The sequence below is a fragment of the Anabaena sp. 90 genome, assembly GCF_000312705.1.
GTDB classification, from domain to species: Bacteria; Cyanobacteriota; Cyanobacteriia; order Cyanobacteriales; family Nostocaceae; genus Dolichospermum; species Dolichospermum lemmermannii.
Genome location: NC_019427.1, coordinates 3577628 through 3604623, shown reverse-complemented (window position 1 = coordinate 3604623; position 26996 = coordinate 3577628). Strand labels below are relative to the sequence as shown.

At 39.3% G+C, this 26996-nt stretch carries 29 protein-coding genes; 10 read left to right on the top strand and 19 right to left on the bottom strand.

Translation table 11 applies throughout. The features are described 5' to 3' along the window. Positions 1-4 precede the first annotated feature (4 nt). Entirely contained in the window at positions 5-943 is a 939-nt protein-coding gene (locus tag ANA_RS15655) for a heme o synthase (protein WP_015081013.1), read from the bottom strand. Between ANA_RS15655 and ANA_RS26655 the strand changes: the two genes are divergently transcribed. Further along, on the top strand, positions 942-1118 hold the full coding sequence (locus tag ANA_RS26655) for a hypothetical protein (RefSeq protein WP_158310542.1): 177 nt from the start codon (positions 942-944) through the stop codon (positions 1116-1118). The two genes, ANA_RS15655 and ANA_RS26655, sit on opposite strands and share 2 nt — an antisense overlap. Here ANA_RS26655 and ANA_RS15650 read toward each other — a convergent pair. Further along, positions 1066-1992 (bottom strand): COX15/CtaA family protein, encoded by a 927-nt coding sequence (locus tag ANA_RS15650; protein WP_015081012.1) that lies wholly within the window; start codon positions 1990-1992, stop codon positions 1066-1068. The two genes, ANA_RS26655 and ANA_RS15650, sit on opposite strands and share 53 nt — an antisense overlap. Positions 1993-2418: 426 nt before the next feature. On the opposite strand from ANA_RS15650, the gene ANA_RS15645 reads away from it, so the two are divergent. Then, positions 2419-3384, top strand: a complete 966-nt coding sequence (locus ANA_RS15645; RefSeq protein WP_015081011.1) for a cytochrome c oxidase subunit II — start codon at positions 2419-2421, stop codon at positions 3382-3384. 54 nt (positions 3385-3438) lie between these two features. Here the strand turns inward: ANA_RS15645 and ANA_RS27130 are convergent, their stop codons facing one another. Then, complete coding sequence (locus ANA_RS27130) at positions 3439-3729, bottom strand: hypothetical protein (protein WP_200863828.1); 291 nt, start codon at positions 3727-3729, stop codon at positions 3439-3441. Here ANA_RS27130 and ctaD point away from each other — a divergent pair. The 3 genes from ctaD to ANA_RS15630 all read left to right on the top strand — a co-directional run bounded on the left by ctaD (position 3723) and on the right by ANA_RS15630 (position 7086). Beyond that, positions 3723-5396 carry a cytochrome c oxidase subunit I gene (gene ctaD / locus ANA_RS15640; protein ID WP_015081010.1) on the top strand — a complete coding sequence of 558 codons (1674 nt, stop codon included), beginning with the start codon at positions 3723-3725 and terminating at the stop codon, positions 5394-5396. The genes ANA_RS27130 and ctaD overlap by 7 nt on opposite strands. A 292-nt stretch (positions 5397-5688) precedes the next feature. Further along, a complete protein-coding gene (locus tag ANA_RS15635) occupies positions 5689-6303 on the top strand; it encodes a cytochrome c oxidase subunit 3 (protein ID WP_015081009.1) in 615 nt (204 codons plus the stop codon). Between the two features lie 228 nt (positions 6304-6531). Then, on the top strand, positions 6532-7086 hold the full coding sequence (locus tag ANA_RS15630; RefSeq protein ID WP_015081008.1) for a methylmalonic aciduria and homocystinuria type D protein: 555 nt from the start codon (positions 6532-6534) through the stop codon (positions 7084-7086). Here ANA_RS15630 and ANA_RS15625 read toward each other — a convergent pair. Beyond that, positions 7083-7259, bottom strand: a complete 177-nt coding sequence (locus ANA_RS15625) for a hypothetical protein (protein ID WP_158310541.1) — start codon at positions 7257-7259, stop codon at positions 7083-7085. The two genes, ANA_RS15630 and ANA_RS15625, sit on opposite strands and share 4 nt — an antisense overlap. A 71-nt stretch (positions 7260-7330) precedes the next feature. Between ANA_RS15625 and ANA_RS15620 the strand changes: the two genes are divergently transcribed. The 5 genes from ANA_RS15620 to rfbB all read left to right on the top strand — a co-directional run bounded on the left by ANA_RS15620 (position 7331) and on the right by rfbB (position 11153). Continuing rightward, positions 7331-7654, top strand: a complete 324-nt coding sequence (locus ANA_RS15620; protein WP_015081007.1) for a phasin family protein — start codon at positions 7331-7333, stop codon at positions 7652-7654. 78 nt (positions 7655-7732) lie between these two features. Beyond that, positions 7733-8251, top strand: coding sequence for an FKBP-type peptidyl-prolyl cis-trans isomerase (locus ANA_RS15615; RefSeq protein WP_235081861.1), 519 nt, complete (start codon positions 7733-7735; stop codon positions 8249-8251). 128 nt (positions 8252-8379) lie between these two features. Continuing rightward, the gene (locus tag ANA_RS15610) at positions 8380-9018 is read left to right on the top strand and encodes a DUF6391 domain-containing protein (RefSeq protein WP_015081005.1); all 639 of its coding nucleotides are present in this window, start codon (positions 8380-8382) and stop codon (positions 9016-9018) included. Positions 9019-9122: 104 nt separating this feature from the next. After that, the gene (locus ANA_RS15605; RefSeq protein WP_015081004.1) at positions 9123-10124 is read left to right on the top strand and encodes a glycosyltransferase; all 1002 of its coding nucleotides are present in this window, start codon (positions 9123-9125) and stop codon (positions 10122-10124) included. A gap of 6 nt (positions 10125-10130) precedes the next feature. After that, positions 10131-11153, top strand: a complete 1023-nt coding sequence (gene rfbB, locus ANA_RS15600; protein ID WP_015081003.1) for a dTDP-glucose 4,6-dehydratase — start codon at positions 10131-10133, stop codon at positions 11151-11153. A 36-nt stretch (positions 11154-11189) separates the two neighbouring features. Here rfbB and ANA_RS15595 read toward each other — a convergent pair whose 3' ends face one another. The 15 genes from ANA_RS15595 to ANA_RS15525 form a co-directional block, all read right to left on the bottom strand. Further along, the gene (locus tag ANA_RS15595; protein ID WP_305727983.1) at positions 11190-12101 is read right to left on the bottom strand and encodes an indole-3-glycerol phosphate synthase TrpC; all 912 of its coding nucleotides are present in this window, start codon (positions 12099-12101) and stop codon (positions 11190-11192) included. An 86-nt stretch (positions 12102-12187) separates the two neighbouring features. Further along, positions 12188-12409, bottom strand: coding sequence for a HetP family heterocyst commitment protein (locus ANA_RS15590; RefSeq protein ID WP_015081001.1), 222 nt, complete (start codon positions 12407-12409; stop codon positions 12188-12190). Between the two features lie 306 nt (positions 12410-12715). Further along, the gene (locus ANA_RS15585) at positions 12716-13843 is read right to left on the bottom strand and encodes a glycosyltransferase family 4 protein (protein ID WP_015081000.1); all 1128 of its coding nucleotides are present in this window, start codon (positions 13841-13843) and stop codon (positions 12716-12718) included. A 39-nt stretch (positions 13844-13882) separates the two neighbouring features. Beyond that, a complete protein-coding gene (locus ANA_RS15580; protein ID WP_015080999.1) occupies positions 13883-15145 on the bottom strand; it encodes a glycosyltransferase family 4 protein in 1263 nt (420 codons plus the stop codon). After that, positions 15142-16545, bottom strand: coding sequence for a hypothetical protein (locus ANA_RS15575; protein WP_015080998.1), 1404 nt, complete (start codon positions 16543-16545; stop codon positions 15142-15144). Before ANA_RS15575 ends, ANA_RS15580 begins: the two co-directional genes overlap by 4 nt. A gap of 149 nt (positions 16546-16694) precedes the next feature. Further along, on the bottom strand, positions 16695-17579 hold the full coding sequence (locus ANA_RS15570; protein WP_041458102.1) for an FkbM family methyltransferase: 885 nt from the start codon (positions 17577-17579) through the stop codon (positions 16695-16697). Positions 17580-17745: 166 nt separating this feature from the next. Then, complete coding sequence (locus ANA_RS15565; protein WP_015080996.1) at positions 17746-18879, bottom strand: glycosyltransferase; 1134 nt, start codon at positions 18877-18879, stop codon at positions 17746-17748. Between the two features lie 4 nt (positions 18880-18883). Beyond that, on the bottom strand, positions 18884-19699 hold the full coding sequence (locus tag ANA_RS15560; protein WP_158310540.1) for a glycosyltransferase family 2 protein: 816 nt from the start codon (positions 19697-19699) through the stop codon (positions 18884-18886). Between the two features lie 31 nt (positions 19700-19730). Further along, a complete protein-coding gene (locus tag ANA_RS15555; protein ID WP_015080994.1) occupies positions 19731-20858 on the bottom strand; it encodes a glycosyltransferase family 4 protein in 1128 nt (375 codons plus the stop codon). 54 nt (positions 20859-20912) lie between these two features. After that, on the bottom strand, positions 20913-22148 hold the full coding sequence (locus ANA_RS15550; protein WP_015080993.1) for a glycosyltransferase family 4 protein: 1236 nt from the start codon (positions 22146-22148) through the stop codon (positions 20913-20915). 131 nt (positions 22149-22279) lie between these two features. Continuing rightward, positions 22280-23248: a glycosyl transferase family 14 protein gene (locus tag ANA_RS15545; RefSeq protein WP_015080992.1), complete on the bottom strand. Its 969-nt coding sequence runs from the start codon at positions 23246-23248 to the stop codon at positions 22280-22282. Positions 23249-23304: 56 nt separating this feature from the next. Next, complete coding sequence (locus tag ANA_RS15540) at positions 23305-24522, bottom strand: glycosyltransferase family 4 protein (RefSeq protein ID WP_015080991.1); 1218 nt, start codon at positions 24520-24522, stop codon at positions 23305-23307. Positions 24523-24556: 34 nt separating this feature from the next. After that, positions 24557-25612, bottom strand: a complete 1056-nt coding sequence (locus ANA_RS15535; protein WP_015080990.1) for a glycosyltransferase family 2 protein — start codon at positions 25610-25612, stop codon at positions 24557-24559. Between the two features lie 96 nt (positions 25613-25708). Further along, entirely contained in the window at positions 25709-26662 is a 954-nt protein-coding gene (locus ANA_RS15530; RefSeq protein ID WP_015080989.1) for a glycosyltransferase family 2 protein, read from the bottom strand. A 73-nt stretch (positions 26663-26735) separates the two neighbouring features. After that, positions 26736-26990: an alpha-1,2-fucosyltransferase gene (locus ANA_RS15525; RefSeq protein ID WP_015080988.1), complete on the bottom strand. Its 255-nt coding sequence runs from the start codon at positions 26988-26990 to the stop codon at positions 26736-26738. Between the last annotated feature and the right edge of the window lie 6 nt (positions 26991-26996).

Here is a 26996-nt window from a genome sequence, read left to right as displayed (position 1 = left end):
ATGATTACAAATGCAGTTGAGCAAGGAAATGATGAGTAATGGGTAAACTATCCACCACCATTGCCAAACACAACAGCATCATGTAGGAAATGGAATACAAAAATAATTCCCGCGCTATGGTTTTATCTTCGGGATTTTGCAATAAGCGCCAAGACTTATGGACAAATACTCCCCCTAAAGTCAAGGCAATAACAGCATAGACAATCCCGCTGGCGTGTAAGGGATAAAACAGCAAGATAGTCGCAGTGACAGTAATCACCGTATAAAACCAAATTTGCCGGACGGTGGCTTTATTACCCGCTACCACAGGTAACATTGGTATCCCCACCTTAGCGTAATCATCACTAATCATTAAAGCCAAAGCCCAAAAATGGGGAGGTGTCCACAAAAAGACAATGGCAAAAATTAGCCACGCAGACCAGCTTAAAGTGTCCGTTACTGCTGCCCAACCGACTAAAGTGGGAATTGCCCCTGCTGCACCACCAATGACGATATTTTGAGTGGTATGGCGTTTGAGCCAGTGAGTATAGACTAAAACATAGAAAATGATGCCAGAAAAGGCTAAAAATGCTGCCAGGAGATTGGCAAAAACGGTGAGGAGGGTAAAAGAAAGTACAGCCAGAGCGATCGCAAAAATTAAAGCATCACGGGATTGGATCTTCCCGGAAGGGATGGGGCGGTTGCGTGTCCGCTCCATATCATAATCTATATCTCGATCATAGATACAGTTAATAGTTTGGGCGCTGGCTGCTGCTAAAGTTCCGCCAATCATTGTAATAATTAACAACCAGGGATCTACCTCACCCTTAGCGGCTATCCACATACTCCCAGCAGTGGTAATTAATAGTAGGGGAATAATCCGGGGTTTGGTTAGCTGGTAGTAACTTTGAACGACTTGGAGAAATGTGTCGTGTTGACGACGAGAGACATTAGTCTCAATCATGTTAGGTCTTTTTCCTTATTTTTCAAGAACTGGTCAGCAAACCGCTGTAAGCAGGAGTCAGGAGTCAGGAGTCAGGAGTCAGGAGTCAGGAGGAAGAAGGAGGAAGAAAGAGGAAGAAGGAGTTACTGTGTTGGTGAGGGAGGAAGCAAACCATCCCGCAGTGATAAAACTGTAAATACTACCAAAGTCCCCAGTAAAGTCGCACCGATAGCTTGGTGAGAAACGGTAAGGGGTTCAACTTGTAAATGTAAACGGAAGGTAGCCACACCCAAAAGAAGTTGTAAAATCAACAAGCCACCAGCCAGATTTGCCAGTTTTCGCAAAGCCGGATGTAGGGCTGGTGTGCGCCAAGAAATTAAAACAACTGCTAAAGTAGCGATGGTTGGCGGTACTAAGCCAAAAATATGGCTGTACATGACATCACAAAGTTGTTCCCCGGACAAACATTGGTGCAAAGCCCAACGAGAACCTACTATTGCACCCAATAAACTTTGTAAGTAGACGCAAACAGCAGCAGTTAAACCCACCCAAGGCAACTTTCCTACTGTTCCCGTGCCTTGATAGGGAATCAAACTTGTACCGATAATTAACAACGTAGTGAAAAATAGTAACGCTGTTCCTAAATGGGCGGTAACGATATCAAACCGCAATAATTCAGTTACAGTCAGTCCTCCCAGAATCCCTTGGAAGACAATTAAAAACAGGGCAAATGTGGAAGCCCAGGGTAGCCACTTGGGTAAATGTTGACGATGCCACCAGGATAAACCACAAAGGGCGATCGCACTAAAGCCAATTAAAGCTGCATCGAGGCGATGAAACCACTCCAAAAACACTTGGAGATTCATTTGCTTGGCTGGAACTAACTCCCCATAGCACAAAGGCCAATCAGGGCAAGCGAGTCCAGCATTCATAACGCGGGTGGCACTGCCTATAGCCATCAAAATTAAGGTGGCTACGCATATTTTCCACACCAAGCGACGAATCATCTCCTGGGGCTGTTGTGCTACTGTGGCCGCTTTATTTTGTTGTTCTAGGACAAATTCGTTCATTAACAATACCTTTGGACCGCTTGTGCTGGAAATTGAAAATTTTCTATTTTGATTTAGTCCCGACTTCTACTTACCCTAACCTATAGGTCAGAATATAGAAATCAGCTTTCCCTTACACTTTGGATCACTTTAGCTAGTTTCCGCTGTAAGATTTCGTGCTGTTTTGCAGATAGAAATAATTAATCAATGGGAATTAATGGGAATTAATGGAAATTTCTGAAAATTTTTTGCCTAATTGTCATCTAACCTGGGCAAGACAACTTATCTCCCTTGTACTCAAAATTGTGTTCTTAATCGAAAAAATTAATAAAGATTTCAGACCAGCGGATACTATATCTCATTGCCTGCACTACCTTAGTATGTAGAGTTACTTTAACAAGTGAAGTAACTTACAGATAAAATAGTCAATTAATCAAGAAATCAGCCGTGAAAATTCCAAATGCAATCTGGACATTACTCATTGGCATTGTCCTCACCCTCGCCAGTCTCTGGTACGGTCAAAATCACGGTCTGTTACCTATAGCGGCCTCCGATGAAGCCCCCTTGGTAGATGGTCTATTCAACACCATGATGACTGTTTCTACAGGCATATTTTTGATTGTTGAAGGTGTTTTAATTTACGCTGTTATTAGATATCGTCGTCGGGCTGGTGACAATGCAGATGGGCCAGCAATTGAAGGTAATGTGCCTCTAGAGATACTCTGGACAGCGATCCCCGCAATTATCGTTATCGGTATTTCTCTCTACAGTTTTGATGTATATAACAACATGGGTGGCTTTGATCCCCATTCGGCTCATGCTGCCCCGATGATGGAAAATGCCATGAATATGCCGGGAACGGCAATGGCTGCCACCCTCATCAGTACAGAAGCATCTGGACAAGTATCACAATTAGATACCGATGCTGATGCCGTTAAAAAACCAGCAGAATTAACCATTAACGTCTCTGGAATGCAATATGCTTGGTTATTTACCTATCCAGATAATGACGTAACAACAGGTGAATTGCATTTACCCATTGGCAAAACAGTGGAAATCAACATGACAGCCAGTGATGTTATCCACGCCTTTTGGATTCCAGAATTTCGGGTGAAACAGGATGCCATTCCTGGTAGACAAACCAATTTGCGTTTTACTCCCAGAAAAGCGGGTGATTATCAACTTATTTGTGCTGAACTGTGTGGACCATATCACGGGGTGATGAAAAGCCAAGTAGTTGTGGAGTCACAGGAAGCTTTTGATAGTTGGATGCAAGAACAGCTAATTGCTGGTAAAGATATTCCCAATCAAGCCGTAGCTGTGAATTCCATGGCCATGACTGCTGATGAATTTCTCTCTCCTTACACTCACAATATGGGCATTCACTCAGAAATTCTGCATCAAATTAAGTAGTTTAAGAATTACTTGAGTTGCAGTGGTTACAAAAAAAGATTTTGAACCTTTAAGTTATACATTCACGTAGGGGAGGTAGGGGAGGTAGGGGAGGTAGGGGAGGTAGGGGAGGCGGGGGAGGTAGGGGAGGTAGGGGAGGCAGGGGAGGCGGGGGAGGTAGGGGAGGTAGGGGGAGAAATTTCTGTCTTCTTTCTGTCTTCTTTCTTCCTTCCTTCTGAACTCCTGACTCCTGACTCCTGACTCCTGACTCCTGACTCCTGACTCCTGACTCCTGACTCCTGACTCCTGACTCCTGACTCCTGACTCCTGACTCCTGACTCCTGACTCCTTTTTAAAATATGACACAAGCACAGTTACAAGAAACGGATAATAGCCCCAAACCAACGGAAGAACACCAGGAAAGGCATTGGCGAGACTTTTTCGGTTTTAGTACCGACCATAAGGTGATTGGAATTCAATATCTGGTCACTTCGTTTGTTTTTTACTGCATTGGCGGCGTAATGGCTGATTTAGTGCGGACAGAATTACGGACTCCAGAGGTAGATTTTGTCACGCCAGAAGTCTATAACAGCCTGTTTACCCTCCATGCCACAATCATGATTTTTTTGTGGATTGTGCCAACAGGGGCGGGATTTGCTAACTATTTAATCCCGCTGATGATTGGGGCGAGAGATATGGCATTTCCGCGCCTGAATGCGGTAGCTTTTTGGATGGTTCCCCCAGCAGGTGTATTACTGGTTGCTAGTTTGGCGGTAGGTGATGCCCCGGATGCTGGTTGGACTTCTTACCCGCCGCTGAGTTTGGTGACAGGCCAGGTGGGTGAGGGGATTTGGATTATGAGTATCTTGCTATTGGGAACTTCTTCGATTTTGGGGGCGATGAATTTTCTCGTCACCATTTGGAAGATGCGTGTTCCTAGTATGGGCATCTTTCAAATGCCGTTGTTTTGTTGGGCGATGATAGCAACTTCGGCTTTAGTGTTGGTATCTACACCAGTATTAGCTGCGGCTTTGATTTTGTTGGGTTTTGATTTGTTGGCAGGAACAAACTTTTTTAATCCCTCTGGGGGCGGAGATCCTGTTGTTTATCAGCATATGTTCTGGTTCTATTCTCACCCAGCGGTTTATATTATGATTTTGCCTTTCTTTGGGGCAATTTCGGAAATTCTGCCAATTCATGCCCGCAAACCGATTTTTGGCTATAAAGCGATCGCTTTTTCATCCCTAGCTATCAGTTTCTTAGGCTTAATCGTCTGGGCGCACCATATGTTTACCAGCGGTGTTCCCGGTTGGTTGCGGATGTTTTTCATGATCACTACCATGATCATCGCTGTCCCCACTGGGATTAAAATTTTCGGTTGGTTAGCTACTATTTGGGGTGGCAAAATTCGCCTCAATAGTCCCATGTTGTTCGCTATCGGCTTTTTAGCAACTTTTGTGATTGGTGGCATTAGTGGCGTAATGTTGGCTGCTGTTCCTTTTGATATTCACGTTCACGATACTTACTTTGTGGTGGCACATCTCCACTATGTTTTGTTTGGTGGTAGTGTGTTAGGGATTTTTGCGGCTATTTATCACTGGTTCCCGAAAATGACGGGACGGAAAATGAACGAATTTTGGGGTCAAGTGCATTTTGCCTTAACCATGATTGGTTTAAATATGACTTTCTTACCCATGCACAAACTCGGACTCATGGGGATGAATCGCCGGATTGCTGAATATGATCCTAAGTTCACGGCTTTGAATGAAATCTGTACCTACGGATCTTATATATTGGCGGTTTCGACGTTACCATTTATCATCAATGCCGTTTGGTCTTGGTTCTATGGCGAAAAAGCCGGTAATAATCCTTGGCAAGCGTTAACTTTGGAATGGATGACTTCTTCTCCTCCCAGTATTGAGAATTTTGAAACTCTTCCGGTTTTGACTACTGGCCCCTACGATTATGGGGTGAGTGAGGAACGGGTGGAAACTGAATCTGTGTTAACTCCCCAAACTGAATCAGCACTTTAGGGGATTGACATGACCCGCCCAGAACTGAAGTTCCGGGCTAATAACTAAAGTCCGTTAAAACGGACTAGAAATTTCTTTTAGTCGTCTTTAGACGACTTTCGCTATTAGACTCAGAATTCATTGTGAGGCGGGCTAGTAGTCTGTCAAGATAAAAATGATGGACTGTAGTGTGAGCGTCTCGCTCACGCGGGCAAGATGCCCGCACTACCAAAAACCCGTCAAAATAAATTTGACAGACTACTAGATAAAAATGAAATAGCCCTGCCTTGAACCCATTACCAATTACTAATTTATGCAAGGTCAAATTATTGACACGGGGAAAACTGAATTAAGTCACCACACAACTGTTTCTCATCATGAGGAACATCCAGATCATCGTTTGACTGGTCTATTTATGTTCCTTGTGGCTGAGGGAATGATTTTTATGGGTTTGTTTGGTGCATACCTGACTTACCGTTCTACTATTCCGGTTTGGCCACCAGTAGGGACACCGGATTTAGAATTGTTGTTACCTACTGTGAATACTTCTATTTTGATAGCTAGTAGTTTTGTGATGCACAATGCTGATACTGCTATTAAAAAGAATGATACTAAGGGAATGCGGGTTTGGTTGGCAATTACCGCAGTTATGGGGGCGATTTTTTTGGCGGGTCAGGTTTATGAATATGCTCATTTAGAGTTTAGTCTGACTACCAATTTATTCGCTAGTACGTTTTATGTGTTGACTGGGTTTCACGGCTTGCACGTTACCATCGGTGTTTTAGCGATTTTAGCAGTGTTGTGGCGATCGCGTACCCCCGGACACTACAGCAATGAAAAACGATTCGGGATTGAAGCAGCGGAAATTTACTGGCATTTTGTAGATGTAATTTGGATTATTTTGTTCGGATTACTGTATTTACTCTAGGTATTTATTACTTAGTTGTTCACTCCACTCGAATAACCTACAATCCCCCTCTCTTTGGGGGTTTTTTATTTTCTCTCTTTAAACTTTCTCAACTTGCTTGGGTGCTTCCATTAGAGTAAATAATTGTCCTAATCTAATTATTCGCAAAATTTGATGATTTATTTGGAGATTTAAGAGTTATTATTTTTAGCAAAGATAAATTTAAAAACTTTCATAAACCGAATTAATGTGGTGTCTTATCCCCCAGTTTGTATTTCACAGCCTAGCTGTCCTATTCATTTAGTTGGCAAAACAGGACAAGCTGTAGAGATTTCTATTCATACTCCCAGTCCATATATCTGTGCCAATTGCGAACAGATCTTACCAGATTGGAAACAGCAGCAGTTTTTGTGGGTAGTGGTTGTTTTACAGCAATCACAATATTCTCTAGAAGAAATGACCACAGAAACAGAAATAGAAAAGGAAAAGCTGCGGGAAAAATTTATGCGTTTTGGTTGCGATTTGGCATTTAATTTGCGCGACCGCGGGTATTTAACAGACTTGATAGATCCCCGGACAGGTTATCCATTACTGTCTCATTCTGGCTTAGTTCCCCACGATGATACAGCAGTAGCCCAAGCCTTACTCAAGTATCCCGCAATTGAAAATAAATGCCATGTTCTTGTGCATCCTCAATGGGGAACTGCTGTTTATCCCAGTGTCATGCTTTCAGAAGCACCTCCAGACATCATTGAATCAGTCACTAAAGCCATAGCACCAATGCACGGTTGGATAGAGGTTTAGTAGAGCAAGGGGATGTAGGGGGGAGGAGGTAGGGGAGGTAGGGGAGGTAGGGGAGGTAGGGGAGGTAGGGGAGGTAGGGGAGGTAGGGGAGGTAGAGGAGGTAGGGGAGGTAGGGGAGGTAGGGGAGGTAGGGGAGGTAGGGGAGGTAGGAATAAGATTTTTCCGACTGACAACTGACAACTGACAACTGACAAAATAAATGTGTAGGCTAGAATTACGAAGCTTTTAGTCAGAGGAAGGGAGTATGGATAGTAACAATTGGTTGCAACAGTTAATGATGTTGGGTATTGGCACAACTTCTTTAGTTGCAGACAAACTGAAAGAAGTCAGTGATGAACTGGTTAAAGACGGTAAACTCAATCCTGAGCAAGCTAAGGCGGTAATGGATGATCTTGTTACCCAATTACAGTCTGAACAAGGTAATTGGGATGAGCAAATGCACCGACAAATGCGGAATATGATGCAGGACTTGGGAGTTGCCCGTCAGTCAGAAGTAGATGAATTACGGGGAAGAATTGACCGTTTAGAGCGTCAGGTTCGGGATTTGGAAAATAAGCTGTGGCGCTAAACGGTCATTTCTGATTTAAACTAATTTGTGTTCTATCGGTAATCTGATCATCAGTAATTAAAACAGAGAGGGCTGATTTTGAAAGGAATTTTCCTCAGCGTGGTGTTAATGCTGGTATGTGTTGGTGTTTTAGTATTTACCCAAATTAGTGGTCAAAAAGATACTGCAATCGGTAATTCTTCCCCAACACAACCAACCACCACTGTCACTCAAGAAAACAATACTCTAATCAAGAGCAATACTATGTCTGAAGCTAAAGTTGTTACTACCGACTCTGGATTAAAATATGTGGAACTAGTCGAGGGAACGGGCGCAATTCCCCAAACTGGCCAAACCGTTGAGGTTCACTATATCGGTACTTTAGAAGATGGGACTAAATTTGATAGTTCGCGCGATCGCGGTAAACCCTTTAGCTTTAAAATTGGTGTAGGACAAGTAATTAAAGGTTGGGACGAAGGCGTAATCACTATGAAAGTAGGTGGCCGTCGCCAATTAATTATCCCTGAACAATTAGGTTATGGTGCCCGTGGTGCTGGTGGTGTGATTCCCCCCTACTCTACTTTAATTTTTGATGTGGAATTGTTAGGCATTAAATAGGTAGATAGACACAATATATAAGATTGGCGGACAGGATGCCCACCCCACAAAAGTTATATATTTATTGTGGGGTCGGCTTCTAGCCCGCCATAGTCCTGGTTAAAAAACATATATTACCGTGAGGTTTTATGAATACTGCTTATTTGGACGAATCATCTTCCTTTAGCTTTGACTTTCTTGCACCTCACCCCAGCCAAGATGCTGATTTACTCCAACAGCTATCTTTTATTCCTGGGTTGAAAGAAATTCTCATGTTACGTCAAGTTCACGCTCTAGAACACGCTACGGTTTGGGTATTAGGGGACAATAAAAAACCCTATTCACCACCAGGAACAAGCACTAATACGCAATTAGATGATGAATTATTAGGTGGTTTGTCTACCGAACAGGGATTTTTTCTATATGGTGATGTGAATATTAATGATTTGCGCCGCGCGGTAACATTAGCTAAACATCGTCTTACCAGTGGAGAATGGGATTTAGCTATACATCCCCGTTGTGGCACAAATGTATCTGTGGCTATGTTATTAACTGCTGGACTATCGGTAACTGTACCTTTTATGTTGCCGTTTCGACCAATTGAACAACTTATTGGCTTAGGTTTAGCAGCAATGGCCGCAGCGGGAATTGCACCGGATTTAGGAATGCTCACTCAGCGTTATATTACAACTTCTATCCCTTTTAATTTGGCTGTTGAAAATATTACTATTGCTCGTGATTTTTGGGGAAAGGAAAGTCATTTTGTTAAGGTATCTTGGGAAAAATAGGAGTTAATAAATCAGGAGTTAATAAATCAGGAGTTAATGAACCACAAAGGAACGAAGAACACGAAGGAAGAAGAAAGAAGGAAGAAAATTTAATATTTAGTATTATGAAAAAGCTTTACTTTTTAGTTCCGGGGACAGATGGTAAATTTGCTTGTGGTGGTCTTTGGGCGGAGTTGAAAACGGTTACTTTAGCTCAACAGATTTGTGCTGCTGAAGTAGTTACTTATCGTCAGCGGGAATCAGGTAAATTGTTTTTAGACGATTTATTGCGAGAGGAAAATTTAGATGATGTAATTTTTGTGATTAGTTGGGGATTTGATGTTGGTAAACTTGCATCTAAATTGCAAAAATATCATGTAATTTATCATGCTCACAGTGCAGGTTATAAGATTAATTTACCATCAAGTATTCCCATAATTACAGTTAGCAGAAATTCTCTAGGTTATTGGGGACAACAAGCACCAAATTCTCTAATTTATTATTTACCTAATCAAATTAGTCAGGAATTTACTAATTTACATCAAAATCGAGATATTGATGTTTTAGTTCAAACGCGGAAATCCTCAGAATATTTAATTAAGTCATTAATTCCAGCTTTAGAAAAAAAATGTAAGGTGTTGGTTATTGATAGTTATGTAGAAGATTTACCAGCTTTATTTAATCGCACTAAAGTTTATCTTTATGATTCGGCAGAATATTGGAAATTACAAGGAGTTAGCGAAGGATTTGGTTTACAACCAATGGAAGCATTAGCTTGTGGTTGTCAGGTGTTTTCTAGTGTCAATGGGGGATTATCTGATTATTTAGATCCAGGATTTAATTGTTATAAAATCGCTGGTTATGCTTTGGAATATGACGTAGATAGAATTTTGAAAGTTTTAGCATCTTCTACATCATTGACTTTATCTGAAAATGTATTAGCAGAATATAGAACTGAGAATATTATCCAACGCTTGCGGGTAATTTTAACAGAAATTAATGATTTCTTTACTCATGAAAATAATTACTCAAATCCAATTGCCAATTTGACAAAAATCCGGTTAGCAAAATTGTTTATACAGAGAATTTTTGGTAAAATTAAAAAGAAATATTTACAAAGTAATTAAGGAATCATGAATAGACGATTATTGGTGACAGGGGGAGCTGGGTTTATTGGAGCGAATTTTGTCCATCATTGGTGTCAAGCTTATCCAAATGATAAATTAGTGGTATTGGATGCTCTTACCTATGCTGGAAATCGCCATAATTTAGCATCAGTTGCAGAAAGAGAGAATTTCCGGTTTGTCCAAGGGGATATATGCGATCGCTCTTTAGTTGATAAATTACTCTTAGCAGAAAATATAGATACTATAGCCCATTTTGCCGCCGAATCTCACGTTGATCGGTCAATTACTGGACCTGCTGCATTTGTCCAAACTAATGTAGTAGGAACTTTTACTCTTTTAGAAGCTTTTCGTCAACATTGGGAAGCAAAAACACAACCTGATAATTACCTATTTCTTCATGTTTCTACAGATGAAGTTTATGGTAGTCTCACTGCAGATGAACCAGCGTTTTCAGAAACTACAGCTTATAGTCCCAATAGTCCTTATTCAGCCTCAAAAGCTGGGAGTGATCATTTAGTTCGGGCTTATTATCATACTTATAAATTACCGACAATTATCACTAATTGCTCTAATAATTATGGTGCTTTTCAATTTCCCGAAAAGCTAATTCCTTTGATGTGTATTAATATTTTAACTGGTAAAGAATTACCTATTTATGGTGATGGAAAAAATGTTCGAGATTGGTTATATGTAGTTGATCACTGTCGGGCTTTAGATGTGGTAATCCATCAAGGAAAACCAGGAGAAAATTATAATATTGGTGGTAATAACGAAGTTGAAAATATCAGTCTGGTACAAAGTTTATGTGAAATCATGAATGAATTAGCACCAGATTTACCAGTATATCCAGCGGAAAAATTAATTACTTTTGTGAAGGATAGACCTGGACATGATCGAAGATATGCTATTAATGCCAACAAGCTAAAAACAGAATTTGGTTGGACTCCATCCGTGACAATTAATGAAGGGTTACGTTTAACTGTAGAATGGTATCTGAATAATCATGATTGGTGGAAACCTTTGTTATGAGAAATTCGTCAATTACTAGCCAATCCTTAATTCTTCTTAATAATGAATAGGAAATTTGGATTGGAGTAAATTTCTGACAGCTACTTCTAAATCATTTTCTTTAAGCAAAGATTCTCCCATAATCACTGTTTGGACACCAGCTTCAGCAACAAAGGATAAATCATCAGGGGTTTCTATTCCTGATTCACTGATGACTAAAATTCCTAGGTTTTGAAGTTGCGATCGCCTAGCTGCCAATAATTCCTGAGTAGTGTTAATATTGATATTAAAATCACTTAAACTCTGGTTATCAATGGAAACTATCCTGACATCTTCTAATGCGAGAACCCTATCCAAATCATTTAAGTTATGAACTTGGATAACAGCATTCATCCCTAAGTAGTGAATCACTCGTAAGAAGTTTTGTAATTGCTTATCTGTCAGAATAGCAGCAATTAATAATATTGCATCTGCACCAGCGGAACGGGCTAAATAAATTTGGCAAGGATCAATGATAAAATCTTTGCAAAGTAGAGGTATTCCTACGCGATATCTGATAGCACGAAGATGATCAAACCCACCATGAAAAAACTTTTGATCAGTGACAACAGATACACAAGATGCTCCTCCTTTTTTATAAGCCTGAGCAATAGTAACTGGATCAAAATCTGGTCTAATTACACTATGATAAAGTGATGCTTTTTTCACTTCTGCAATTAAACTAGGTTTATAAATACTCAACTGCAAAGCCGTAAAAAAGTCCCGGACAGTAGGAGCAGCAGTTAACTGACGTTGCAAGGAAGCCCAAGACATATCTTTTTGTATTTGTGCAACTTCTAGTTTTTTCTGCCACACAATTTCTTGAATAATTGCTTGCATTTGATGATTATAACTTGTGGTTGGGTAGATCATAAAATCGGCATGATAGTCATAAATTTTTATTGATGAATCTTCACCTTTCCTTCTTATTTTTCAGAAAAAATTCTCACAAATCCATGTTTAAAACGCAACTACTTTAATTTCAAATCAAACCTGTCAACTTTGCTGATAGGTGGTTAATTTTGCTGAGAATTACCAAGCAAGCAGTTAGTTTTAAGTAATCTGATATAAGTACGATAGGGGATATAGTCCATAGGGTTGTAACCAGCAAATTGTAAAACTAGAACACAAGCCCAAGAATATTTACCAGATATAATCGCTTTGATTATTTGCTCTATTTGTTCAGTCTTGATTTTTTTGTGAACAGATGAATTATAATCGTTAAAATTTTGACTCATAATCTGCACTCCTGTTGGTAACAACAATCATCCAATTTTTTTGAAGACTTTCCTGATACCTATCAGCAAAGGCTTCTTTTTAAGACTACCGAAAATTACCCTCCTAATACATGAATTATTTTTTGATTAACTTGATGATTTTTTCGCTCTTATTTTTTACATTTAATTAACGTGTAAATTTAACGGGAATAATTATATAATATTTTTCTCTTTTTTTATGTTAATTTTTTTATTTTTTCAGTTGCGTGGCAAGCAAGGGGTTTAGAAATACTAAGCCCCTCCGGGATACTTTTCAGTTAAAAATCCCTACTGACTAATAAAGGAAAATGTAGAGTAAAATTTTAGATATTGATTTGCTACATCCAATTTAGAAAATTGAAGATCATTAGCAGTTCTATTTACAGGCTGTTCTAAAGTAGAAATAATGGCTTGTGAGAGATTTTTGACAGTATCACGTTCAACATCAAAATAACAACAGCTAGAACTACCAATTTCTCTAAATATGGGAATATCTGAGCAAACTACTTCACAAGAAAAATATAGAGCTTCTGCTAATGGTAAACAAAATCCTTCTTGAGATGAAGCGGCTACAAAAATTTCACATTTTTGATATAACCAACATAATTCATGGTCTTTAATTGCATGAATTAGCAGCACTTGATCTTGAAGAGATAGATGCTGAATTTGATTAACTAAACTCTCTGTTTCTGGTCCTGTACTACCAACAACTATTAGCTTAGTCTCATCTTTTAAATAACCATTTTTCTTTAAAAAAGAAAATGATTGAATTAACAAATCTATATTTTTATTTTTTCGATGTTGAGCGACACATAACAGAAAAGAATCATGATCACTAATATCTAAATTATGAGGTGGTTCAGCAACAATATTACTAAAATCCACGTAATTATAAATAACAGCAATGGGTTTGAGTGTTTGAGTTTTGGGAAAATAGGAATTAAGACTGCTTAAAGTAGATTTAGAAACACAGGTAAGACCATCACTATGTTCTATACATTGTTTTAAAAACAAGCGATTAAAGATCACATTTGGATATCCAAAAACCTCTGGTTTTTCATAAGGATACAAATCGTGAATTGTCGAAACAACAGGACAAGGAAAAAGTGGTCGTAAAAAAGGAAAAGGAAAAGATAAATGGACAATATCAGGACTAAACTGCTTTACCAACCTTGGTAAACCAAATAAAAACCAGATATTTCTTGCCAAGGAACTATTTTTAATATCTACAGTAATTAATTGAATTTTTGGGGAATGAAAAAATTGTTCAAAGTAATCTTTCTGCCATGTTCCGACAATTAAAGTCACCTTGCTAACCTCTGGAGTATCAGCCAAACATTGAGCTAGATTTGCAGCGTGTCGGCAAACACCCGTTGGTTTTGTTGGTCTGTGTAAAGCAGCAATTAATATGTGCATATTATGAAAATGGGAAAAATTAATTAGTTAAATTTAGGTTCAAAAAACTTGAGATATAACGTCAGTTTGTGATACCTTCTTGCTGGCAATCTCTAAATAAAGTTTGTGCAAACGCTCTCCCACAATCTGCCAACTGTAGTTTTCATTGACTAGTTTCCGACCTGCCTGACCCATACTCACTATTAGTTCTGGGTTTTGAACTAAATGAATCATTGCGGCCGCTAAATCACGGACAGCTTGATATGGTTCATTAGCAGTAATCTTAAAACCAGTTTCATCTGTAACTTGAACAGCAGGTCCCCCTAAATCTAAACAGATGATAGGACGACTTGCTGCCATTGCTTCCATACAGACCCACCCACCAGAATCATGTAAGCTGGGATGAACTAGCACATGACAATCTTTTAATAAATCTAAAGCCTTTTCACGAGGCAACCTACCCCAAAATTTAACTTTTTTAGCAATTCCTAAATCTGATGCCAAAGTTTGCAGGTGATGCCATTGGGGTCCATCTCCCACAATCCAGTATTCTGTATTCGGTAGATTTGCTTGAGCAAAGGCACGCAATCCTAAATGAAAGCCTTTCCAATGCAAAAGTCTACCCATGCTAATAAATTTTACTATTGGCTCATTAGGGATTTCATATTGATTTAGATGGTCTATGTCTGCCGCTGATAACCCTGATTCCGGCAAAATATGCACATGATTCACACCCATTTTATAGAGACACTGGGCTGTATCTTTAGTTGTGGCTCGGACTACAGCACTTCTTTGAGCAGTCAGACGGACAAAGGGGTCTTTTTCTCCTAGCCAGCGAGCGCCGCTACGAGCAATTTCGTAAATTTTGCCATTTAAGCTAAAATCTTGCCAAAAGCTTGCTGGTGCTGATTCTCCACCACCTACAGGACCCCAAACTAGGGGAATGGGCAGGAGTGAGAGGAAGCAAGGACTGGAATACTTAACAAAGGTAACATGATGGCTCAAGTCAAAGCCAATTTTCTGATGTAAGTCACGGGCGACAAAATAGGCTTGAATTTGCCAGAGGTAATAGTGAAACTGCATTCCCCCAGACTGTCCCCAGCGTCGGCTATCTTGCCAAAAGGGCAAAGTAAAGTAAACAAAGTGAAGATTGGGAATGGGGTGGCGTGCCAATTCTGCGTTAATAATATCCTGACTTTCATCGGGTCGGGTGAGTACCCAAACTTCATGGTATTTAGCAGCTTCGCGGGCAATATTCCAACCCACACCAGGTTCAGAACCCATACCAGGTTCGCAGGAGTAAGCAGATATTAAAATCTTCATAGGGAATTAGTAATTGGTAATTGGGAAATTCTTTCTCTCTCTTGCCTCTGTCGTATCTGTTTCTTCAGTTGTCGTTCTTGCCATGCTAGTCCTAAAATAAAGGCGATAGAAAGCATGAAGCCGGGTTCTTCCATTTGAGTAAAAATCAAACCCATGACGAGAACAGTTAGTAAAGTAACTTTTAAAGAATCATCTAGACCAAAATGTTGCCAAGCTAAGTAGGATAAAAATAGGTATGTACCTACACCCAAAAGTCCTAAATCTCCCCATATTCCAGCCCAACCAAAAATGGGCATGAAAAGAGTAGAACCCATACAAAGCCAAGAATTACCACAAAATTCCATTGCTTCCTGACTAATTGGATTGGTGGTAGCACCTAGTGGTCCGAGTATAGACCAATAATCTCTAAGAAACCATACTCCTAAACGGCTTACAGTATGTCCTGGACCAAGACCCAAGAACCAATCCAGAGGGGATTGATAATGAGATAAAATGGAACGCACCGAGTAGAATTTGGTATACCAAGCATAACCATCTGGTCCGTAAAGTTCCGGTCGCGCCCAAGCTGTAAATCCAGCAAATGCTTCTAGGTTTTGTACGCACCAAAGGAACCCGTATCCGAAGAGAGCGATCGCACTCAGCAATTTTATACTTTTACCAATATCATGGGAATTTGCTAAAACTAAAAGACCCCAGGCGATTAGATATGCAAGCAGAAGTTGTTTGGAATCAGAAAATAGAATCTGCCAAAAAGCAGCGATAATTACCGCGATTCTCATCCATAATGGAAAAGTTTTTTCATTAGTGAAGAAATATAAAGCAAAGGCAACTGATACCGAAGCCGATACATAATTCCCAGCCCCTGTAGGGAAAAAGACTCCACCACATCCGTCCGTTCCATTGAGTCCCTTCGCATAGAGTTTCCCTGCATCAATTAGGGGTTTTTGAACAGCAGCGAGAACAAAGTTAATCAAAACAGACCACATCAACCACTTTTTAAGGCGGGTAATGGATTTAAAAGACATGGGAATACAGACTATCGCTAACAGAAAAATGAAAGGTTCGCAAAGCATCATGAAAGAGACGACGGCATTAATTAAGCCTGTGTTATTCCATAATGCACTAGCTAAAACTGTGACCAGAAAAATCAAAAGTCCTAATACAAAAGAATAGGCAATATTAATTTGTTTGCGATCTTTTGCCCGACTGGTAAATAATACAACGCCTAAAACAAAGGGAACAACTGCGAAGTGAGCAAGGTTCAGGATTGAAGGAGCGCGAGTGATTGCACAAAAAATTCGGGAGTAGAAAACTACGGAAAAGGCAAGGATAATTAAGCTTGTATTATCAATCCATCCTTTCTTTTTTGGTTTCTTAGTTGTGGGTGAATGCAAATACATAATTTGCCTATTGTATGACTGGAGAATGTATATAGAATTTTTCCATTTGATGCAATAAAGAAAGCTTAGTGGGATAGAGAATAGTAACTAGATTAATATATGCGATCTAGTTATTTGTATTATTTGTAAAATGTTGTCAACATTCTGCATTATTCAAACTTTACTTTCCATTGAGTTCTATTTTGAAAATCCTCTATATTTTTGATGCCAAAAAGATTTTCTAAACCAGATAAAGGCACATATTGATTACTCACAGGTACAAGTTCTTTTGCTTCATCCTTTCTCTGAAAAAGTCTAAACCCAGATTTCTCAACCAATGTCAGGACATCTGAAGATTGATATCCAAAATTCTCGTAGTTTTTGGGACACACTTCAAAGTAAATGCAGTTTACTTTTTCAAGAGTTTCCTGAGCAGCTTCAAGAACATATTTTTCATACCCCTCAACATCTAACTTCAAAAGAGAAATGTTACTAATCTCCATTAAATAATTATCTAGGGATACAATGGGAACTTCGATGCTATTTTCAGATGTACTTGAAACTTGGTTTATTTCGTCTGTAAACTTATTGGTAAAGTAAATATATCCATCGCTATTTCCCACAGCACAATTGTTAATTTTCACGTCACCCAACTTATTTAAATCTACATTTTCTCGAAGATATGAATATGTCTTAGGATGAGGCTCAAAGGCTATTGCCTTACCACTTTTTCCAATACATTTAGCTGCTGGTATCAAAGTAGTTCCAATATTTGCTCCTATATCTATATATGTGTCACCCTCTTTTAAGAAACTGGAAATAAACTCATAATCTTTACTTCCAACAGTTGGTTTGTACCAATAAAGACTACTAAGGCCAGTTGGATTAAAAAAAATTTCATAGTCCTGAACCTGAAACCTAATTCTAAATAGCCTCGCAAGCCCAGATCTGCCAATGAAACCTGCCATTAAGCGACGTATTGGACGCTCGTCTTGAAGTATTTCCAAAATTTTTCTTCCTATGGTCATCTGTTTTTCTCCAATCAACTTATTCATGTGCAAATCTAAAATTTTTAGATGTGGATTCAATAGATAAATAAACCTTTTATATTACTCTTCCGCAATAGAAAATTTACCTATTTGAAAATATATCTAATCTACTCGTTCAAAACTACTTCATTAGCCAACTCTTCTTTCATTAATTCTCTACTAATATTCCGCTTCATTTTTGTAAGTAAAGATATTCCTCCATTGCTCGTGCAGCAATCTTTTGCCAGTGCAAATTCTCTAAAATGTACTGTCTTCCTCTCAATCCCATTTCTTTCCATTCAGAACGACGAGCAAGTAATGACAAAATTCCTGATTTGATTGCTTGTGGTTCTGACTTGACGACAACACCACAGTCACTTGCCTCAACATACGGTGCTATGCCGGCAATATCTGAAACCACCAAAACTCGACCTGCCAACATTGCTTCCATTGCAGATAAACTGAATCCTTCAAAGCGGGATACAATGCAGAAGACATCGTAGGGAGCAATAATGGCTGATGGGGACAGATTGTAATCAGGTTCGAGAAAAGTAATCTGCTGAGATAAGCCGAGTTGCTGTGCTTGCTGTTTAAGAGTTTCGCGATCGCCCCAGTCTGGTCCTTGAATTGTTAGTTTCCATTCTGGAACTTCGGTAAGTTGGGCAAAAGCATTGAGTAAGATATCAAGTCCTTTGTTATAGGCATCTAAACGCCCCAAAAACAAAAACTTAGGCACATCATCCGCATTCCAACTCAGAGTAGATTCTGGATGAACATCAGCTAGTGAAAAACCGTTAGGCACTTCAATAATGGGTGTTTTGATATTAAGCCGATGCAGCCATTCACCATGACGTTTATCTAAAAGCTGCACTGCACAAGCTTGGTTCAACATGGGACGCTCTAGAAGATACCAGTATACCCACTTTATGTAGGCATTTTTATGAAAAATTGTCGGATGGTAAGGATCATGAGGTGCGACTACATAGGGTAAAGAGTGTCTTTTTAGAAATCGCGATAATATATAAACACTGCGATGAAAAATGCCATTGAGAATAAAAAGACTTTGTTGGGAATTGAGGGAAATGTACTGTTGCAAACTGGAGGAAACTTTGAAGGATGGTTTGGTACTCTCACTTGCAAATGATGCAATCTGATATCCCATTTGCGCTTGACATACATCATCCTTACGTGTACCTTCACAAAGGACTGTTACATCAGATCCACAAGCTGTCAAGCCAGCAGCAAGACCATGAACAGCCTTACTAGTGCCATCATTTAAACTATGATCATGAGACGGAAAATGTTTTAGATAAAGGTATATTTTCATGAAGTTAAACCTCTGCCTTCCATCCTTGTAAAATTCCTTGAAAAACTGCCCAACAAAGCTGTTGTTGCTCTGGACGTTGCTGAATTAATCCCAATAATGATTTTGTTAAAGGTTTGATACATTGATAGGCAAAAAACCAAAGTGGGGCATTTGATTTACGTAAAACTCTGCCTTTACCTATGGCATAATGATAGGGCTTGATTACATCTAATTTGCTGCTTTGATTAGTATAAATTGGACCAGGATGATGTATTACCAGATTGGGATCATAGTAAATATGACAACCAATATTCAGCGCACGCAACATATAATCTGTGATTTCCCCAGCCCAGCATGGACTACCTGATCCTGGTCCGAAAGATTCATCTAATTCACCGATTTTTAGAACTAGGTCACGGCGAAAAAATACGGAATATTCGATTCCTCGCTTCCAAACATTAAATTGATTTACCGTCCCTGGGTGTCGATCCCAATAACTTTCTCCGGCAGAAGAACCTGACACTACATCCCATTCAGAATTATTCTTAAAATAACTGTTTACTTGTGCCAACAAATCTTCAGGATACCAGCAGTCATCATCTGGAAAGCCGATAATATCTCCTTTTGCTTCTCTTAGACCTAGATTTCGCGATCGCGATGCACCAGGAACAGAAGAACGCAAATGACGAATCGTAAAGTGATTTTGATAGGTTTCTATAACCCTACGTAAGCGATTATCTGAGTTTTGATCAACAATAATCAATTCAAAATCTTGATAGGTTTGAGCGTCTAGCTTTGCTAAAAAACGGCTAATTTCTTGATCTCTATTGATCGTAGCCATGACCAGTGAAAACCGCATATAACCTCTTTAGTTAGCCTTGGTGTGTAATATTTTCATAAATTTCGGCAACCTGCTTGGCTGTTTTTTCCCAGCTAAAACACCTTGCTCTTAATAGCCCTTGGTCTACTAAATGCTGGTGATAGAGAGGATCTTGCTTAATTCGCTGGGCTGCTTCTAGCATTGCTTCAATGTTCATCGGGTTAACTAAGATAGCCGCACCTTTACTAACTTCTGGTAAAGAAGAAATGTTTGAAGTAATTACGGGTAATCCGCAAGCCATTGCTTCTAGAACCGTCAAACCAAAACCTTCATAAAGAGATGGTGCTAAGAGAACATCGGCTGCATTGTAAACTTGAAGCAGAATATTTTTATCAGCAATACCAAAATCAAGAATGTCTTGATCAAGATTATGTTCTTTGATAAAGGCTGTTTGCTCTGCCATAAATTTGCCTCCTGAGCGCCAAAGACGCACTGATATTCCTCTCTGTTTTAGAGTTTTTAGCACTTTCAACACAGTAATAATGTTCTTTCGTTGGTGAGTTGAACCAACATTAAGTAAACAGATTTCTTCAGGTAATCTCTGATATTTTTGCCGAAAATATTTTATTTCTTCTGATGGTAATGGCTGAAACGATGCTTCAACTCCGTTGGGAACTACCACAATTTTATCTAATGCAATACCCAACCTTTCATGAGCATCCTTAGCTGTATTTGAGGAAACAGCAATGACACAATCAACATAACACATTCCTTTAACTGAAAATTGCCAAGATGCCATACTGAAAGCGGGAAAACGGGATTGTCCTTTGAGAATTTCTGGATAGACAAATTGCACTAAGTCGTGACAGGTAATAATAATAGGTTTGCCTTTCTTTTTCAACCAATAGGCAACATGAGCATTGGTATGATCAATAATGTGATAAATGTCTCCTTCTACCTGACAAACTTGTTGGGGATGATGCCAATAGCGTTCGTAATACTTGCGGATACCAGTGCCAGAGTGCCACAGGTTTTCTTGGCTTTTGCTCCAAGGATGGGGTGCAACCTCGACAATTTCCCAATTTGGACGGATTGCCTTTAATTCGGTAACTAAATTGTCAGCATAGACATCCATACTCAGAGCAACACCAGGTTCTCTGCGAACAATCACTAACCGCATTGCATATCTCCAAATAAATTGATTTGATATCTCCACACAAGCAATGCCTATCTATTAGGCAAAGATTGAAAATTTTCGACGAGTTCCCAATCTTTGTCTAGTTTCAATTGCAACTTGATAACTCTTCTCCTGTAAATCTCCAATGCGCTCAAGATTATATTCCTGTAAAATTCGCTCACGAGCAGCTATTCCAATCTGAAAGCGTAGTTCTGGATTCTGCAACAGTTCGATCGTAGATTGAGTAATTTGTTGTGGGGAATTTGGTGTTACTAATCTTCCGCAAGCATCAGTGTTGATCATTTCAACCATACCGCTAGTAACACTGCCAATCACAGCACAACCAGCAGCCATTGCCTCTAAGCAAACTAAAGGGAAGTTATCAAACAAACTGGGAAAAATGCATACATCTGTCTGACTAAGCATGAATGGGATTTGAGTGTTGGGAACGGGTCCAATGAATTCGAGTGAGTGGCAATAAGGATGTAAAAGTTTTTCAAGATACTGCTGCATATTTTGCTTAGGATTAGGTGATTGCATTGCTTGTCCAACAAAACGAAATTTTGCATCCGGGCAATGTTTTAGGATATCTGGAATTGCTTGAGCAAGTTCGAGTACACCTTTTCTAATTTCCAAGCGCCCAACAAATGTGACAACCTGACTGGCTTTTTGTTCAATGGGAATACTTAGCGTCTCAGGAGAGGGAATATATGGAAGTGGAAAGATGTGTACTTTTTGGCGATCTAGTTTCCATTGCTTAATCAACAATTCACCAATCAGATTTGAGGGGGCAGCAATTACATCAGCATCATGAGCATGGCTCTTCTCAATGTTCTCAATCGAATGGGGATTAAGCCATTGATGGCAGGCACCAAGCTTCGCTCTGAGCTTGGGGAGAAACTCCGTTATGGTCGCTGCTTGAACCTGACGGAAAATTCCATTAGGAGTGTGAAGCTTGACGACTAGGGGAAGCTCAGGAACAAGGTGGATTCCTCCAGCCGCTTCAGCACCAAAGTCGGGTCCTTCTAAGACATCAAATTGAACTAAAGCATGATGTTTGGCAAAAACTGGAGCAATTTCGTGAGGAAATAGCTTTCTATTCTGAACTTGAATCCGATGAATCCTGACACCACTTGCTTCAATTTCCACACCTGAGCGATGGTGACTTGCTGTAAAAACTTCTACCAGATTTCCTCTGTTTTGCAACATATTGGCGGCTTGCCCCACATAGGTGGCAATCCCCCCACCTCCAGTATCTGGCGGGTAATCGTAGCTAATGAATGCAATCTTCATCTCTAAGCCTCTACTAAATTTCCAATAAATCAACTATTTTTGTGGATTTCAAATTTCTCGATATTTTTGATGCCAATAAATTTTCAAAACCTTGCAGTTTGAATTTTTCGAGGTGTCCTTAAATTCAATTTTCAACAAAGAAGATTCTTATCTATCAGATCAAGTAAGCGAGAAGATTTGTTTGTTGTAAATTTTCTAGCAAAGAAAAAGTCATAGTAACTAAAAGCTCCGCGGATTAATGATGTATCCATTAGGTTGCACAATTCTTTAGACATTCGCTGTTCGGTTGGTTTTCTATTTAAAGACAAGTCCTCAAGAAACTCATAATCATCTTCAGCAAAAATTCTCCCCTCAAAGTTTAGCGTAATATTTGAAACTTCGTGAGGCCACCTAATTTCATCTCGAAACCCTCCTGCTTTTTCCAGAAAAGGAGAGTTAGCTACAACTGTATGGAAAAAATGTTCATCAGGTGCGTGAGCATATTTATAAAAATTTATAAAAACTGGATTTTCTTCTAGATATTGCAAAATGAAAGCTGCACATTCAGGAGTAATTGCCCACCATTGGCTACCCCAAACTATTGAAACATTGTTTAGAGGCTTTTTTGTCACTCCTAAATGGAATATTTTTTGTAATACTCGTCTCAAGAATCTATCATTATAAAAAGGTTGGAAAGGTTCCATAAACCAGTAGTTAGTGAGTCGTTCTTTTGAGGGGAATGGTGATTCATTGAGGTCAGTAAGCTTAATAAATTCTCTATCAGGATTACTTTGCAAAAAATCATAGAATGTGGATACAGGTTTAATCGGATAATCAGAACCAGAGAGCAGCACCAAATGTGAAAAATTTTCTTTGGCAGCCAATGCAGCTTTAATAAGAGTCAAAGTTGCTTTGATCATTGTAATCCCTCCCCAATAGACTTTTATTCTCTCGGAAATAAAATCTACTGACTTCATTTCAGCAATATGTATATAGCTATCAATGTTTGTTTTTTGGTCTAAATGGATAAAAATATGAGCATTATAATCAATAGATTTGACTAATCTTTCCAAGTGAATTGGATCATGATGAGCTAACACTAAGTAGGCTATCTTAACCATGAGAGAAACTCCTTAACTGACAAAAATGCCAATTTAAATTTGAAAAATAACAGATTCTAATGATAGCTATCTTCAACGCCTTGTTTGATTCGTTCTATCACTTTCAAAAAAGCTTTGACTTCGCAGTAGATATCTTGTCCGTAAAAGACTTCTTTCGACTTTGTGCTGTACTGCTTGCGAGTCTCAATATCAATCATTTCTAGCATCCTGTCTGCTAAGACATCAGAATTACCACAAGGATAGACCAGACCATTGTAACAATGCCGAACTGTATCGTTATACCCCCAATTACCACAGCGATCGCTCAAAATAGGTGGACAACCTGAGACCATTGCTTCTGAAACTACAAGGGGATGAGGATCGATCCAAGATGTGACTACAAAAACATCCATCGCTGCATAGTAAAGCGGAATTTTGGTTTGATTCACAAAACCAAGGTTGATAACCTCTGCATTGCGAAGTTGACTAAGACGTTGATTAATCTCGGATTCTAAGTCACCTCCACCAATCATGATTCCTCTGACACGCGGATCACGTTGATGTGCTTTTTCTATAGCTTCAATAAATTCAAAGGGATTTTTCCGCTCTATATATTTACCTGCAAAACCATAGATTAAAGTATCCTCATTCCAACTAAGGTCTCGGCGAATTTTCCGAATTTCGTCTTGGTTTTGCCTAATTGATTGCTCAAATCGTTCACCATCTACGGGGTGACACCCACGGACAATTTTTTCGTCTGCAACACCATAATGACGCAGGTGGATTTCATTATGGTCGCCGCATGAAAGCCAATAATCTGCTAAGTTAAGCATCCAGGGGTAAAGAATCGCCATCATAATTTGCCGCGAGCGACTATAGCGACAATCGGACATGATGGTTGCATCGTTCTGCATGATTAAAGGAATGCCACGAAGTTTACACAGCAGAGCAGTTAATCGGTAAGAGTAATTAACAAAACTCTGCATAAAAATGGCATCTAAGTTATCTAGAGTGAGACTATTGAACAACTCTGGGCTGATAGCGTTCTTTTTTTGTTCGGATGGTACTCTTCCAGAAAAATCTTTGAGGTAATCATACTCGTAGCCACTCAATAAGTCAACATCCCAAGGTTGAGAATTTCCACCCAGTAGAACGTCACCACTCGCTTGGTTTTCATTGCACAGATAAAATACTTTGACTGAAAGACCCGCTTGTTCATTGAGCTTTTTCCATAGAGGACCGTGATGTTGAGTTGGATGGGTAAAAACAACGCCTAAACGAAATGGAGTCTTCATAAATCTGAATCTTTGATCAATAATTATTGGCGGCTTATTTAACTAATGTGCGAATTTTAATTAATATCCGATCAATTGTTTTTGGACGAAGGTGGGGAGCATATAACCAGGTAAAACCCAATTTTGCTAGTGGAACTGGCATCAGTCCAACCCAGAGAAAAAAGATGCTATAAATACATCGTTTCTGCCAGTTAAAGTCAGAATATTTCCAGAGAGACCGAAACCCCCAATAAATAAGTTGAAGTGAATTATCTGAAACAACAGGATGGACTTGAGGTTCTAGACGCAGCGATGCTAAACGTGACCACAAACGACCCAGGGATCTCTTTTCCAAGTCATTAGGAACTTCTAGACCGAACTCCTTAGCGCGTTGTAGCAGCAGAGAAAAGTTTTGCAAGTCATGTTGCACAAATCGGCGAAATCGGCTGCCGGAAACTGATGTCAACGCCCATTGGTTACTGTTGTGAATGCGATATAACCCAAGTGGTTCTTCAATGCCCACAACCTCACCATAAAATGGTGTTGAGATCATCAAATAGTCATCTGCTGTGGTCTTATAGTCATCGGGAATTGGGAAAACATTAGTTAGAGCAGTTCGACTGTAAGCATTACCACTCATGGGCGTACTTGTATAGCCACTGGTTTGGAGCAAATGTCGCCATACCTCTCCAGAAGATAACTTCGCTTCAGTCGTAGGAATGTAATATCCTAATGGTTGCTTTTCGGTATCTACGACTTGTAAGCGGTAGTGAACTTTGCCAACTCCCGGTTTCCATGCCTCTACAACCTGCTCAACTGCATTAGGCAAGAGACAGTCATCAGAATCAAGAAAAAGGATAATATCACCATGACTGGATGCAAAGCCACTATTTAGAGCCGCAGCTTGTTTACCGTTTTCTTGAAAGATGGGAATGATGCAATCGCCATATCCATCAATAATATTACGGGAATTGTCAGTTGAACCATCATCAACAACAATAATTTCAGTATGAGGATAGGTTTGGTTAATGGCGCTATTGATTGCTTCTGACAGAAAGCGATCATAATTGTAGTTGTTGATGATGATACTTACAATCAAATTCTTATCCATAACTGTAATGCTTATTAATTAATATTGCGGTGAATATGAGAAACATCTAAGAATTTTGAGAGGAGTAGTTACTTTTAAGTTGAGATAGTGATGAAATTAATTAACTATTTGAGTGAAGGACAAGCCTAAACGGATTGGTTTAGGAAGGTAAGTAATACTCAGCCTTAGTACAGCTTTCCAGGACAGAAATAAGCGTAATGATTCTTTAAATAATTGGCGAGCTTTTTGAATATCGTTAAATTCCAATCTGGCCCTACCACACCTATACAACATATATGCTAACTGCTGTTCAATAAACTTTTGCCATTCAGGAAAGTAATTCGCTTGCAGCAAACTACGGTATATGAAAACTTCTGGCTCAAATTTATCAGCAGCCAGTCTAAGCGTTTCCATCTGGGGATGTGTTCTATAACGAGTTAAACGTTCCGCAACATAGTAAAATGGCTGACCACTAACTGCGAGTAAACAAGTAATCCAGAAATCATAAGCTCCAGAAACATTAGTAACGAGTAAATCGGTATCTAGAAACTCTTTTCGGAAAACAGATGCCTGTACAAGGGGAATTGTTTTGTTGAGCGCGAGATCGGTTGTGTTTCTTAACTCACCTTCAGAAAGTTTATCTCTTTTGAATATCTTTGTATTTCTATCGGTTTGTTGCATATCAATTTTGCCATCTTGAAGCATGATCCAATGATCGCTAAATGCTAATACGCGTCCAGAATCTTGCTCTAATGGCAATACTAGTCGAAACAAGAAATTAGGTTCCCAATAATCATCATCATTGAGAATAGCCACATATTTCCCTCTTGCTTGCAATATGGCAACACGGAGATTTAATGCTACACCAAGTCTCCGCTTGTTAGACCGATAACGAACTCGATCAGGTCTACTAACTGATTCGCAAATAGTTTTTGCAGCTTCGCTATCTGCATCGTCTGTAACAATAATTTCATAGGACTCAAATGTTTGTGCTAAAACGCTCTCAATAGCCTCTCGGATAAATTCAACTCGTTTAAAAACAGTGACAATGATTGTTACCAGGGGTTCCATATTACTTAATCCTCTTATTATAGAGTCTTATTTTGTTTGGCAAAGGTATTGTTGAAGGAAAACCAAGAGTTTTTTAGCCGCCCGAAAAAAGTGATTTAGATATTGCCGAAGACTTAAGGATGGGATGTTTAGGTAATCCAATCCAACCAGGTGGAAGAAAGTCAGATAAAATAGATTGTTGATTATTCCAGGGTTCGGGGCGAACTATCAACTTATCTTTATGCTCTGATAACCAAGCACCCCACCAACTAAAGGTGCTGTTTGCAATCACAAAATGCTTACATTGACTCATTAAATACAAGGATTTTGCAGGTGTAAATCCTTCCACATAAAT